Genomic DNA, 13,206 nt, shown 5'->3' with positions numbered 1-13,206 from the left:
TGAATCAGCACTCGACATAGGCGACAGCCAGGCCGCCGCGCGAGGTTTCCTTGTAGTTGGCATGCATGTCCGCACCGGTGTCGCGCAAGGTGCGGATAACCTGATCGAGCGAGATGAAGTGCTCGCCATCGCCGCGCAGGGCCATCTGCACCGCGTTGATTGCCTTGACCGCAGCAATCGCGTTGCGCTCGATGCATGGCACCTGCACCAGCCCGCCGACCGGGTCGCAGGTCAGGCCCAAGTTGTGCTCCAGGGCAATCTCGGCGGCATTTTCCAGTTGCGGTGGCGTGGCACCGAGCACTTCGGCAAGGCCAGCCGCCGCCATCGAGCACGCCGACCCCACTTCGCCCTGGCAACCGACTTCGGCACCGGAAATCGAAGCGTTGGTCTTGCACAGGATGCCGACTGCGGCCGCTGCAAGCAGGAACCTCACCACATCGTCATCGCAGGCATCCGGGTTGAACTTCATGTAGTAGTGCAGCACGGCCGGGATGATGCCTGCCGCACCGTTGGTGGGCGCCGTCACCATGCGCCCGCCGGCGGCGTTTTCTTCGTTTACCGCCAGGGCAAACAGGTTGACCCACTCCATGGCGCTGAGGGTCGAACCGATCACGTTCGGTTTGCCAAGCTCCTGCAGGCTGCGGTGCAGTCGTGCGGCGCGGCGCTTGACCTTCAGGCCACCCGGCAGGATGCCCTCATTGCGCAGGCCATTTTCGACGCACTCACCCATTGCTGCCCAAATGCGCAGCAGCCCTTCGCGCACCTCGGCTTCCGTGCGCCAGGCACATTCGTTGGCCATCATCAGTTGCGCGACACTCAATCGGTGCGCCTTGCACAGCGCCAGTAACTCAGCCGCGCTGGCAAACGGATACGGCTGATCGACCGAATTCGCTTCACTCTGCGGGGCATCGACCTCAGCCTGCTCGACGATGAAACCGCCACCCACCGAATAGTACGTCTGGCTGAACAGGCTGCTCTGCCCGCCCAGCGCTTCAAGGGTCATGGCGTTCGGGTGATATGGCAGGCTTTCGTCCAGCAGCCGCATGTCGCGGGTGTAGTTGAACGCCAGCGGGTGGCTACCATCGAGCATCAGGCAGTGCTCCTGCATCAGCTGGTCGATCCGCGGCTCGATGGTGGCGGGGTCGATCCGGTCCGGCCACTGGCCCATCAGCCCGAGCAGGCACGCACGGTCGGTGGCGTGGCCAACCCCGGTGGCCGACAGCGAGCCATACAGCCGCACCTCGACGCGCGTCACCTGGGCCAGCAAACCGCGCTCGCGCAGGGCCTGGGCAAAGGTCGCCGCTGCCCGCATCGGGCCCACGGTATGGGAGCTCGAAGGGCCGATGCCGATTTTGAAGAGGTCGAAAACACTGATAGCCATACTAATGCCTGACCGGGCTGGACAGAAACGCCCATGCACGGTTCACTGGGAAAATTGAACGCTACTGCGAAGTTGAGCGATACTGACCTGCTGCGGCAAGGATGACCAACGAAACCTCCTAAGCAAGGCTTTAGTGGTACTAAACGATGAGACGACAACTCAATGGCCAGATGTTCGTCTGGCTGTATGTGTTCTCCTGTGCGGCCCGGCATTTGTCATTTACCCGCTGCGCCGAAGAACTGCACATCACACCGGGCGCAGTCAGCCAGCAGATGCGCCAGCTGGAGGAACGGCTGGGCTATCGCCTGTTCCTGCGGCGCGCCCGCGGCGTCGAGCTGAGCGCCGAAGGGCAACGCCTGGCCCAGACAGTGGCCGAGGCCTATGGCAGCATCGAGGCCGAGCTGCTGCGCCTGGACGCCGGTGAGATCCGCGGCACCTTGCGCCTGCGTTCTATTCCGTCATTTCTGGCCAAATGGCTGACGCCGCGTTTGCCGCGCTTTCAGCAGCGCTACCCGGACATCGAGTTGCGGCTGGTGGCCGAAGACAGCGCACAGGCACTGCACCCGGGGGACTTCGACCTGGCCATCGACCTGAACGATGGCAGTTACCCGGGCATGCTGTCGACGCCGCTGCTGGACGAGCAGATCTTCCCGGTCTGCTCGCCCACGCTGCTGCGTGGCCGACCACCGCTGCACGGGCCGGCTGACCTTGCGCATTACCCCTTGCTGCATGACATCACCGCCTGGCGAGGGGCCTCGGAGTACGCTGAATGGGAGTTCTACCTGGAAGGTATCGGCGCGGGCGGCCTCGATGTACGGCGGGGGCATACCTTCAACCGCAACCACCTGACCATCGAGGCGGCGATTGCCGGGGTTGGCGTGGCAATCGCCCGGCGCACCCTGCTCAACGATGAACTGGAGCGGGGGGCGCTGATCGTGCCATTCGGGGTAGCGATCGCCAACCACAAACGCTATGTGGTGCATTACCCGCCCGGCGGGCTGACCCAGCCCGGCGCCCGCGCGGTGCATGATTGGCTGGTGGAAGAGGCTCGCGGGTTCAGGGAACTGCACCCGCTGGCGTGAGGGTCGACAGCGTCGGGCTAGTAGGCCTGCTTGCCGGTAAAGGCATTGAGCGTGCGGACCAAAATGACAAAGTCGAGCCACAACGACCAATTGTTGATGTACTCGATGTCCGAGTCGACCCGCTGGATCATCTGCTCAATGTCTTTGGTTTCACCCCGGAAGCCCCTGACCTGCGCCAGGCCGGTCATGCCGGGTTTGATATTGTGCCGCGCAAAGTAGTCGACAATGTCTTGCGAATACAGCGTATCGTGCTGAAGTGCATGGGGGCGCGGCCCCACCAACGACATTTCGCCGGTCAATACATTGAACAACTGCGGCAACTCGTCCAGGCTGGTCTTGCGAATAAAGGCGCCCACCCGGGTGAGCCTTGGGTCATTCTTCTGAGCCTGTTTGACAACGCCATTTTCCGGTTGATGAACATGCATGCTACGGAACTTCCAGATGCGGAAGGATTCCCCCGTCCAGCCCATCCGTTCTTGCCTGAAGAAGACCGGGCCGCGACTGTCGATCTTGATCGCGATAGCCACCGCCAGCAGCACCGGTGAGGCACACAGTAAAATCAATGCGGCCAGCACCCGGTCTTCGAGGTTCTTCAGAAACAAACTCATGCCGGTCAAGGGTGTTTCCGACAAGGTCAATACCGGAATACCGGCAATTTCCCGCACACTGTGGTTAATCAAGCGCAACGAGAAGATATCCGGCACCCAGTTGACCGCAATGCACTTGTCGAGCAACTTCAAATAGACATCGTTAATCACTTCGGAGCCACCCAGCGGGGTGACCAGGTACACCGTGCGAATGGCGTGCTTGGCGACAATCTCGTCAAGGTCGGTGACATGCCCGAGTACCGGCAGGCGCTGCTTTGCGTCGGCACTGCCCTGCTCAGCCGAATCATTGATCAGCACGCAACCCAGCACCCGCTCACCGAACCAGGGGTTGTTGCTGATCTTCTGGTGCAGGAAGTTGGCAAGGTCACCCGCTCCGATAATAAGCGCATTGTCCAGGCGGGCGTGGGCGGTAAAGCGTTTTTGCAATTCACGCACCACCACATGTAAAAACAGCTGGGCAAAATAACCAAAGACAAACAACTGCACCACCAACAACCGCGAGTACGTCTCGCTTTGTTTGGTAAGAAATGCCATGACCACCAGAAAACAAAAGGTTGCCGACCACGCCTTGAACAACCTGAACGCCTTGATCGACAAGCCGACGTTGGTTCGATAAATTGCATAATGGTCGTAAATAACAGCCAGCGCACCAATTAACAACAGCAGCATGATCACATAGTCAGAGGTAATGTGACCGAATTGATCATAGATCAAGTACCAGGCAACACCGGTTACTGCAATTCCATCTAGACCCGCTTGAATGGCGTTACTTACGCTGCTTCTTCGCTGAAGTAAGGAACGACTGCTTCTGGGTTCGAGAACCATTTCAGACCTCATTAATTTGAGCGTAGCAAGTGCCTGGCAGCTTACTCAATCAATCCATAACAGCCTTTGAAGTAGAATCCTGTATTCTGAATAGTCTTCGCCGCCCCCCAAGGCCGCTTGTTATCACTGTAGCAGTCGCTCGCCCACCCGGCGGGCGGAATCCGCCCTGCCATGGATTTTGGCCATTTCAGACGGCTCGCCTGGCCGAATCGTCAGATACGCCTGGGCGTGTTACGGGCATCGAGCGTCTTCGCCTTGGTGCAGAACAGGGTTCGGATAAGGAACGCCGGGTTACCCACCACGTAACGCATGAACAGGCGTTTAGGCTCCTTCACCAAACGGAAGATCCACTCCCCGCCCAACCGGCGAAGCCAGGCCGGGGCCCGGCTGACCTTGCCGCCAAGAAAGTCCAGAATCGCCCCACCGCAGACGATCAGGCACGGCCCGCCACTGGCAACCAGCCTTTGGGCAAGCGCTTCCTGCTTGGGCATCCCCATGCCCAGCACGATCAGTTCCGGCTGCGTTGCCCGGGCAAGTTCAAGGTAAGTGGCCACATCGGCAAAACCATCGTGGACCGACACCGGCACCAGACCGAAGCGGGCCTCGCAGCACTGCACCGCTTGGCCCAGAAACGGCTCTCGGGTACCCCAGAACGCAACTCGGCGCCCCTTGAACGCCGCCATCAGCTTGGGAATGAGGTCTGTACCATTCATGTTCAGCCCAGGGTCCAGCCCCAGGCGGCGATACAGGATGGCCATGCCGGCCCCATCACGCAGCAGCACATCGGCAGAACACAGCGCCTTGCAGTAATCCGCATTACCCGCCACCAGGTTCATGCCATGGGCATTGACGAAACCCAGTACCGTCGGCGCCTCGGGCCGGCACAGTGCCTCAAGCAGGTGTTGCGCTTGCGCAGGGTCACTGACTACCTGCAGTTTGCCGATAATCGTTTTCCAGCGGCTTTGCCATTCGCTCATCAGCTGTCATCCCGTTTCGAGCGCACCCATTCAACCTGGCGTTTGATCAAGAAACCCAGATACAAAGGGATCTTTCTCGCGGCGTAGAAAGGGGCGTAAAGCAACACCGAAAACGGGATCAGTTCCCGAGAGAAACGCCACCACGCCAGCAGCACCGCCACACCCAGCATTGCCAAGGCCGCCGTGGCGATCCACGCCGGTGCGGTGATACCGAACAGCAGCGCGGCCAGCCAGCACACGCCTACCACCACTATCAAGGCCAGTACCAGCAACGCCAACGGCGGGACCATCAGGTCCAGGGCCATGGCCAGCAGCGGCCAATTGCGCCGCGCGAGCGCGCCCACCAGCAAGCTAGGCACTTCGGCCACGATCACCCCCAGGTGGCCATGCTCCCAGCGGGTGCGCTGGCTGCTCAAGCCTTCCTGGCTGAGCGGGAACTGGCTGGTGACCTGCGCGAGAGGGCAAAACAGCGGTGGCTTGCCGCCCCGGCACAAATCCAGGCCCAGCTTCAAGTCTTCGACGAGGTGCCCATTGGCCAAATCGACCGCTGCCAGGTCCTGCCAGGAGAATGCCATGCCCGCCCCCATCAGCTGACAAGGCCAGCCCAGGCGTGCCCACCCTCGCGGGCGCACCAGGTTCTTCACCCGCCAGGCAAATTCGGCAATCTGCACTTTCAGGCCCGCGCCGGCGGGCGCATGCATCAGGTAGAGCGCCTGCACAGGCCGCGCAGCTTCAAGGCAGCGGCGTGCCAGCAGGTCAATGGCGCCCTCACCCACCTGGCAGTCGGCGTCGACGATGATCACCACCTCTGGCGGGTCCTGCGCCAGATGCCGCACACCGAAGTCCAGTGCATAGCCCTTGCCACGCAGTTGATCGTTGTGCCGCTCCATCACTTCAGCGCCCGCCCTGCGCGCCAATTGCGCGGTGTCGTCACTGCAATTGTCCGCCACCACCAGCAAACGGTCATGCGCCAGCATTTGCGGGCCGACGCTTGCCAGCGTCGACGCGATGATCGACGCCTCGTTGTGCGCAGGCACCAGCACCGCCACGCGCGGGCGCCTGGCACCGGCCGCGGGCGGTGATCGTGCAGGCAGGCAAGCCAGCAGCACCTGCGCGAACAACACCATCGATGGCAGCAGGATGGCAACCGCCACCAGGCCTATTAGCCACGCCAATAGGCTGATCATGCGCAGGCCTTGAAGTAGCTGGCCAACTTGGCGGCCTCGGTATCGATATCGTGGCGTTGCAGCACCCGCTCATACGCCGCCTCGCCCATGCGCTGCAACACATCGGCGGGTTGCGCCAGGCAATCGGCCATTGCCGCAACCAGCTCCTCCACCGTGCCCGCTGGGAACAACCAGCCATTCTCGCCCTGGCGAACCAGCTCGGGGATGCCCGCCACATAAGTCGTCAACACCGGCCGGCGCAACGCCATGGCCTCCATGATGACCACCGGCAAGCCCTCGGCGAAGCTGGGCAACACCAAGGCACGGGCCGCCAGAATTTCGTCCCGCACCTGGGCGCCGCTGATCCAGCCGGTTATCCGCACCTGTGCCTGCAAGCCATGGCGGGCGACCAGGGCTTCGATCTGCCCGCGCATCTCGCCATCCCCTGCCAATACCAGCTCGAATGCAACGCCTTGGGCGGCCAACAGGCGGGCCGCCTCGATCAGCAACAGCTGGCCCTTCTGTTCGCACAGGCGCCCCACGCACACCAGGCGTGGCGCCGAAGGTGCTGCAACAGCGGCGACGGCATGAAACTCGCGCTCCAGGCCACAATGCACCACCTTCACTTTCCCCCAGTGCTCATGGGCCACCCAGCGGAACAACTGGCTGCGCCCGTAAGAACTGACCGCCGCGACAAACGCTGCGCGGCGCACCTTTTCGCCCACGTGCAGAAATTGCGGTTTATCGAATTCTTCCGGGCCGTGCACGGTAAAGCTGTAGCCAGGCCCGCCGAGTGCATGGGCCAGCATCACCACCTCGGTGGAGTTGGTGCCAAAGTGCGCGTGCACGTGCTTGGCGCCAAAGGCCTGCAACCAGAGCAAGACCTTGCACGCCTCTGCCAGGTACACCAGGTGATAAGGCCAGGCCCGGTCTGCGCGCTGGCCCATGCGCAAGGCCAGCCACAGGGTGGCGAAGAAGCGCCGGGGCTCGGCGCGCAGTACCTGCAGCGTCGGTGCCAACAACCCCTTGACGCCGTCCTGCAGCACGTAGCGGGTCTTGTCCCGCTCGGCAATGTCCTCGGCGTCCTGCAGTTCGGCGTCCCAGCCCCGCAGGGCAATGCGCTGGATCTCCATGCCCTGGCGCTCCAGCGCCAGCATTTCGCGTCGAATGAAGCTATGGCTGACCTTCGGGTACTGGTTGATGAAGTAAGCAATGCGCATAGGAATCCAATTCAATGCCTGCGTAATGAACCCTGCCAACGGCAACCCGTTACTTCAGGCTGTCGATCGCCGGCGGCGGCCCCCCTGCCGATGCACGTTCAAGCACATCCCCCTTCATCCCTTGTAGCCCATGGTTGCGCTCGCTGCCTGACAATGCAGCTTCAACGCGGGCGAAAACGTCATCCAGCAAGGCATGACGCCGGCGGTACATCGCCCGCTTCTTGGGCGCGATGTCGTCTGCAGCCCGCTTGGCCGCGGCCAAAGGCAGACTGAAAAAGTCCTCGCGCTCCGACGCTGTGGCGCCGTTTTCCTGCCAGATGACGTCGTAATGGGCGGCCAGGTCTTGCGTCTTGTCGGCGCCAAAATAGGGATGACGATGGTGGCGGTACGCATCGCCGACGGCGTAGATGCGCACTACCCCCAGCGCCCTGGCCATGCACTTGAAGGCTTCCAGCAGAAAACTTCTGGGGCGCAGGCCTTCGAAGTCCTTGGTCAGGTCCCTGTAGATGTTCAACGACGTTTCGCTGTCGATGCCTTTGTGAATGCCCTGGACGGCGCCAATGAACAGGCACAACGCACCGTGCTGACGGCACAGGGTGAACGCCAGTGACGCCACGCGCAGATCGCCCTGGAACAGGTTGAGCACCAGTTCACCTTCACGCTTGAACCAGATGGGCCGGTCCAGCAGCAGCGCGCACCCCTTCGAATAGGCTGACAGGTCACACAAGGTCAGGCGGTCGTCCCGGCCCAGCAGCAACAATTTCGGAAACTGCCTGGCCACCTCTTCGAAGTGCGACGCCACCACCCCCAGGCGCTCCTGCGCCTGCCAATTCTTGCTGATGTAGGGCCACTGCACGACGCCGATGCAATCCACCCCAAGCCTTGCGAAGCGGTCATCACCCAGCGCAGCCGACATGCGCTGCATGAACGCCTTCAGTGCGGGCCACTGCCTGGCGATCTCTACCGTCAGCTTGGCTTTGTTGTTCAAGGCCCGCAGCGAGTAGCCGGGTTGCAGGGTGAGCACACTTTTCACTATCGATCTGGCAATCATAGGGCTCTCATTTGTACTCGATCAACGCGGCCTTGCCGGCAGCGAACCGGTTCAACAGGAACTTTACCTGCCCAAGCATTTCAGGGAATTTGCCAAGCACCAGGAACACCGCCTGCAACCAGTTCTCGCGCCTCGACTTGCCACCGCGACGCGCCAGGCGCGCGGCCTGCAGCGGGTAGATCAGCAACAGCAGCAGCGCCCAGCCACCCAGCAGGCCACTGGCAAGCACTGTCGCCAGCGGGATACCCAAGCCCCACAGCCAGGCGCGGCGAGACTCGCGCAACCAATGATGCTCTGGCGCGCCCCCATGCAAGAAAGCACCTTCGGCATAGGCATGGCCGGCCCGCAAACTGCGTCGCCACCACTGTCTGAAATGGGTCATGGCCGCATCGTGCAAGGTCATTTCAGCGGCCAGCCGCCAGATCTTCCAACCCTTGGCGCGCAAGCGCACGCACAACTCTGGCTCTTCGCCGGCAATCAGGTCCGGGCGGAACCCGCCCACTTGGGTGAACGCGTCGACACGCATCAATGCATCGCCACCACAGGCCTTGGCTTCACCGATGGGCGTGTCCCATTCCAGGTCGCACAGCCAGTTGTAAATCGAGCGCTGGGGGAACCGTTCGCGCCGACGCCCGCACACCACCGCCACCTCAGGGTGCGCCTGCAGAAATGCCTGGGCGCTGGCCAACCAGCCTGGATCCACCTCGCAATCACCGTCGACAAACTGCACGTAGCGCATCGATGGCAACAGCCGTTGCAGGCAAGCGAAGCCCTCGTTACGCGCCCGGGCTGCGGTGAACGGGCGGGCCATGTCGAGCGCCAGCACGTGCACGCCCAAAGCCTGCGCCATGGCCACGGAGCCGTCGCTAGAACCTGAGTCGACGTACACCACCTGGTCCGCACCGTGCGCCAACGAGCGCAGGCAGCGCTCCAGGCGCAGCCCCTCATTGCGGCCGATCACCACCACGCCGATACCTGTCTCCATGGGCCTCACTCGACCGGGCACGCCACAGCTTCAGTTGGTTTTCGACGCTTGACGGTCGCGGGTACACCGACCGCCAGTGAGTCGTCGGGCACATCGATCAGCACCACGGCATTGGAGCCAATGGTCACGTTGTTGCCGATGCGGATATTGCCCAGCACCTTGGCCCCTGCGCCGATATCGACGTTGTTGCCAAACACCGGCGCAATCGGCTCGTTGACATTCTTCAGGCCCACCACCACACCGTTGCGAATACGGCAGTCATCGCCGAACCGGGCGTAGCCACTGATGACGATGCCGCCAAAATGGTCGATGACGAAGTTGCGGCCGATCACCACCTCGCAGGGCAATTCCACCCCGGTGATGATCTGCACGAACTTGAACAAGATCTTGTAGAGGATGGAGAACAGTTTGCGCAGCAGGGCCGGGCGCACACCATAGCGCCAGCGCCCAAAGCGATACACCAGCAGCACCCAGAACCCCTGGGCGCCCCAATCACCACCGTGTGCACGCAAGTCCGCGCGGATATTCTCGAACATGGCTTCACCTACCGTGTGGGTTGGGTTGCGAACCGGGTCTTGAACAACAGCGACCAGGTGGTCTGGCAATGCCGCCAGCAGGCCCGTATCGCAGCGCGGCCCCTTCCCTTCAACAGCGCCTTGAGCGCCAGCACCAGGTCCCCTATGCACACCAGCAGCATGTGCAGTGCCAGCCCGGCAACACCGTGGTGTTTGCGAAAGTACAGCAGCTCGCTCTCGATCTGGTAACTGGAGATCTGCCGGCTGGCCGCCTCCAGTTCGCTGACTGACTTGGAGCTTTCGCCGCCGATGTGCACCACCGTGGTATGGGGATAGAACACCACCTTCCAGCCCGCCTCCTTGACCCGCTTGCAGTGGTCAACTTCCTCGTAGTACAGAAAGTAGCGCGGGTCGAACAGGCCGACCTGGTCCAGCACTTCTCGACGGACCAGGTAGAAGCAACCGGGCAGCCAGTCGCACTCCCGTACCGAGCCATGGTCCCAGCTCATCTCGTCGACCATTTTCAAGCCGGGGAAAAAGCGCCCCAGCCCGGTGCGGCCGACAAACACGTTCAGGGGGGTTGGGAAGTAGCGGCAACTGGGTTGCAGGTCACCCTCGCGACCTTCCAGGCGCACGCCTAGCACACCGCACTCAGGGTGGTTGTCCATGTACTCGATGGTTTTGGCCAGGGAGTCGGCCGCCACGAAGGCATCGGTGTTGAGCAGCAGCGCGTACTTGCCCTGCAGGTGCGCAAGCAACTGGTTGTTGGCACGGCCAAAACCGACGTTCTTCTTGTTGCTCAGCAACAGCGCCTCGGGGCACACCTTGGCCATGCGCTCTACAGAGTCATCGACCGAGGCATTGTCGACAACCAGGTAACTGGCGAGTTTTTCGCTATCGGCCTGGCGCAGCGCATCGAACATGGGCTGTAGCAAGGACGCGGTATTGAAGTTGACCACCATGACATCGACGGGTTTTCTATCCATTGCTACCGTCCCCGAAGAAGTACTGCCGCCGTTGCGCAGCAAGGGCTGGCTCGACCGCCGGGTCGAATGCACCTTTGCGCTGTTTGACCATTTCGATCCAGGGGTAGCTTTCGCAGCGATCCTCGACCCTTTTGATCAGGGCCTCGGTGGTGCAGATGAACTTGGCCGGGTTGCCGCCGACCACGGTGCCGGGCAGCACGTCCTTGGTGACCACCGCACCGGCAGCCACGATCGAGTCGGGCCCGATGGTCACGCGGGGCATGACGATTGCGCCATGGCCGATGAAGCAATTGTCCTTGATGTCGATGTAGCCGACGGAATCGAGGTGTTTGCCGTAGCAGAGTTCGATCAGCGCGACCACGCCATCGTGCCCGATCAGGGTGCAATCCGAGAGCCCGACGTTATTGCCAATGCGCACCAGCGCAGGGTCAGTGACGTTGCACCCAGGGTTGATGTGGAAGTTGTTGCCTACCGAATGAAACTTGCCCCAACGGGCCAGGTAGTTGCCCCACTCCCGCCCTGTAGGGTTACAGAACTTTTTGTATGTCGAGCCTCCACGCCCTGTGGAATTGACATAATACGTCAGTGCACTCCGTAGCCATCCATTCATTCTGCAAGCCTCGCAATCAAAGCGAATCTGGACTGTCCCTGAGGCGAATTCGGTCTCGTTCTTCTTGGTGCTGACCGCATCGCACTCAACCCGTTTACAACGTGCGTTACACCGTGGCACCCGTAGCCGATTTCAATTTTTCATTGAGGTGGTCCGCCAGCCGCACGGCAAATTGCAACAACGGCATGGTCGGGTTGGAAGCGCCGCCCTTGGCGAAGATACTGCTTCCCGCAATGTAGAGGTTCTGGGTGCCGAAGACTTTGCAGTCGGCATCGACCACACCGAACTCGGGGGACGCGGCCATGCGCGTGGTGCCCATATGGTGGGCATGCGGCGCCATCTTCAGCGGCACCGACGTGTCATACACGAAGTCATTGAGCTTGACGTAGCCAAGGTCCATGTCGGCGAACTGCTTGGCCAGTTCAGTACCAATGCACTTAATGGTGTGCCGGTCGGTGTCGCTCAACGCCCAATTGACGTTGACCTTGGCCACCCCCAGTTCATCCTTTTCATCCAGCAGCGATATGCGGCTTTGCCGGTTGGGGAACTGCTCGATCATCGTGCCGATCACGCCGTCGCCGGGGCAGCTGAACTTGGCGAAAAATTCGATTTTGCTGGCAACGCCCATGTCACAGGCGAGGTTCTCCAGAAAGTGTTTGACCTCGGCCGTGCGGCCATAGGTCTGTACATCCGAGAGCAATGCGGCAGTCACATTGCCTTTACCTGCCTGGTACTCCGCGACAAAGGCATCGGTGGTGTAGTACTGGCGCATCTCCTTGTCCTGGTCCGACTTCAGGATGAAGGTCCCCATGTCGATATTCAGGTGTTCCATGAAGCAACACCCGGTCAGCCCTTGCTTGTCGACGATACCGGCGGCCAGCAGGGTTTCACTGTTGAGCAATTGCCGGGCATTTTCGATGGCGCCGGTCGCCAGGATGAAGTGCCTGGCCTGCACGCGCTGCCGATGGCGGTCGTAGTCAGACACCACGGCGGCCATCACCTGGCCTGAGGCTTTGTCGAACTCAAGATCGACGCAGTTGCAATTGATGAACACATCCAGCCCCGCAGTCTCATTCAGCGCTGTTGCGTACTTCTGTGCAAAGCGCGTCGGCGGGCTGAGCAGGAAGCGGTCAGGCTCGAACTCGCCGCCACTAAGGCCGGTGTTCATCGCATGAAATGCCGCGCCTGACGGCAGGTCGACGATCTCCATGGCCGCCGCCAGATAACCCTCGATTTCCGAATACGGGATGGGCCAGCCGGGCAAGTCACCGGGCGGTGCAATGGCGAAATCCGAAGGGGTAAAAGGCCGGCAGCGCCCCGCCCAGTGATTGGACGTGCCGCCCAGATAACGCAGGCGTGTTTCCTCGGCGTACAACTCAAGGCCAGTCGACGTGCACTGGTACAGCCCTTGCGAATGCGGCGAATACTCGTGCCCGCCCCCTTCGGCCAGCATCACGTTCCACCCGGCAGCCGCCAACCGCAGCGCCAGGGTAATGCCTGCGGGGCCAGCCCCGATGATGCAAAAATCGTAGCCGTCACGCAGCGTTTTCTGCTGCTGATAGTCCTTGATCATGCTTGCTCGTTCCGGAAGTACTGCGAGGGCAACACCCAGCCATTGATTACCACGTAGCCGGTTTTTTCGACGGGTTTGCGTGCAACGTCTGCGCCCCCGCCAAACACGGCGCCGCCAACGCCCAGCAAGACACAGCTCTGAAGAAAGCCCCTACGACCCAAAAGCGCAGTACACAACGTAAGCTTCCCCATGATCCCGACCTATCTCGATGAAGTGTTCAAAAGTCA

Annotated in this window: 12 protein-coding genes; 1 reads left to right on the top strand and 11 read right to left on the bottom strand. The window is 61.5% G+C overall.

Annotated features, from left to right (window positions below; genetic code table 11):
• Positions 1-4: 4 nt before the first annotated feature.
• The gene (locus tag LJX93_RS12545; protein ID WP_033697668.1) at positions 5-1,381 is read right to left on the bottom strand and encodes an L-serine ammonia-lyase; all 1,377 of its coding nucleotides are present in this window, start codon (positions 1,379-1,381) and stop codon (positions 5-7) included.
• A 146-nt stretch (positions 1,382-1,527) separates the two neighbouring features.
• Here LJX93_RS12545 and LJX93_RS12540 point away from each other — a divergent pair, with 146 nt between their 5' ends.
• On the top strand, positions 1,528-2,463 hold the full coding sequence (locus LJX93_RS12540) for a LysR substrate-binding domain-containing protein (protein WP_033697667.1): 936 nt from the start codon (positions 1,528-1,530) through the stop codon (positions 2,461-2,463).
• A gap of 17 nt (positions 2,464-2,480) precedes the next feature.
• Here LJX93_RS12540 and LJX93_RS12535 read toward each other — a convergent pair whose 3' ends face one another.
• From LJX93_RS12535 to LJX93_RS12490, 10 genes are all read right to left on the bottom strand, one after another.
• The gene (locus LJX93_RS12535) at positions 2,481-3,896 is read right to left on the bottom strand and encodes an undecaprenyl-phosphate glucose phosphotransferase (protein WP_033697665.1); all 1,416 of its coding nucleotides are present in this window, start codon (positions 3,894-3,896) and stop codon (positions 2,481-2,483) included.
• Between the two features lie 212 nt (positions 3,897-4,108).
• Positions 4,109-4,873, bottom strand: coding sequence for a WecB/TagA/CpsF family glycosyltransferase (locus LJX93_RS12530; protein WP_227697247.1), 765 nt, complete (start codon positions 4,871-4,873; stop codon positions 4,109-4,111).
• Positions 4,873-6,060 (bottom strand): glycosyltransferase family 2 protein, encoded by a 1,188-nt coding sequence (locus LJX93_RS12525; protein WP_033697663.1) that lies wholly within the window; start codon positions 6,058-6,060, stop codon positions 4,873-4,875. Before LJX93_RS12525 ends, LJX93_RS12530 begins: the two co-directional genes overlap by 1 nt.
• Positions 6,057-7,259 (bottom strand): glycosyltransferase family 4 protein, encoded by a 1,203-nt coding sequence (locus tag LJX93_RS12520; RefSeq protein WP_095065069.1) that lies wholly within the window; start codon positions 7,257-7,259, stop codon positions 6,057-6,059. The genes LJX93_RS12525 and LJX93_RS12520 overlap by 4 nt, the downstream gene beginning before the upstream one ends.
• Before the next feature lie 49 nt (positions 7,260-7,308).
• The gene (locus tag LJX93_RS12515) at positions 7,309-8,310 is read right to left on the bottom strand and encodes a DUF535 family protein (RefSeq protein WP_227697246.1); all 1,002 of its coding nucleotides are present in this window, start codon (positions 8,308-8,310) and stop codon (positions 7,309-7,311) included.
• Between the two features lie 7 nt (positions 8,311-8,317).
• Positions 8,318-9,295, bottom strand: a complete 978-nt coding sequence (locus LJX93_RS12510) for a glycosyltransferase family 2 protein (protein ID WP_033697660.1) — start codon at positions 9,293-9,295, stop codon at positions 8,318-8,320.
• Positions 9,296-9,300: 5 nt separating this feature from the next.
• Positions 9,301-9,831 carry a serine O-acetyltransferase gene (locus LJX93_RS12505; protein WP_033697659.1) on the bottom strand — a complete coding sequence of 177 codons (531 nt, stop codon included), beginning with the start codon at positions 9,829-9,831 and terminating at the stop codon, positions 9,301-9,303.
• Positions 9,832-9,839: 8 nt separating this feature from the next.
• A complete protein-coding gene (locus tag LJX93_RS12500; protein WP_033697658.1) occupies positions 9,840-10,796 on the bottom strand; it encodes a glycosyltransferase family 2 protein in 957 nt (318 codons plus the stop codon).
• Entirely contained in the window at positions 10,789-11,406 is a 618-nt protein-coding gene (locus LJX93_RS12495) for an acyltransferase (protein WP_033697657.1), read from the bottom strand. Before LJX93_RS12495 ends, LJX93_RS12500 begins: the two co-directional genes overlap by 8 nt.
• Before the next feature lie 106 nt (positions 11,407-11,512).
• Positions 11,513-12,979 carry an FAD-dependent oxidoreductase gene (locus LJX93_RS12490; protein WP_033697655.1) on the bottom strand — a complete coding sequence of 489 codons (1,467 nt, stop codon included), beginning with the start codon at positions 12,977-12,979 and terminating at the stop codon, positions 11,513-11,515.
• Positions 12,980-13,206: the final 227 nt, after the last annotated feature.

The organism is Pseudomonas sp. HN2-3 (assembly GCF_020691745.1).
In the GTDB taxonomy this organism is placed as follows: domain Bacteria; phylum Pseudomonadota; class Gammaproteobacteria; order Pseudomonadales; family Pseudomonadaceae; genus Aquipseudomonas; species Aquipseudomonas capeferrum.
Note: the sequence above shows the minus strand (reverse complement) of the source record. Positions and strands in the feature narration are given on the sequence as shown.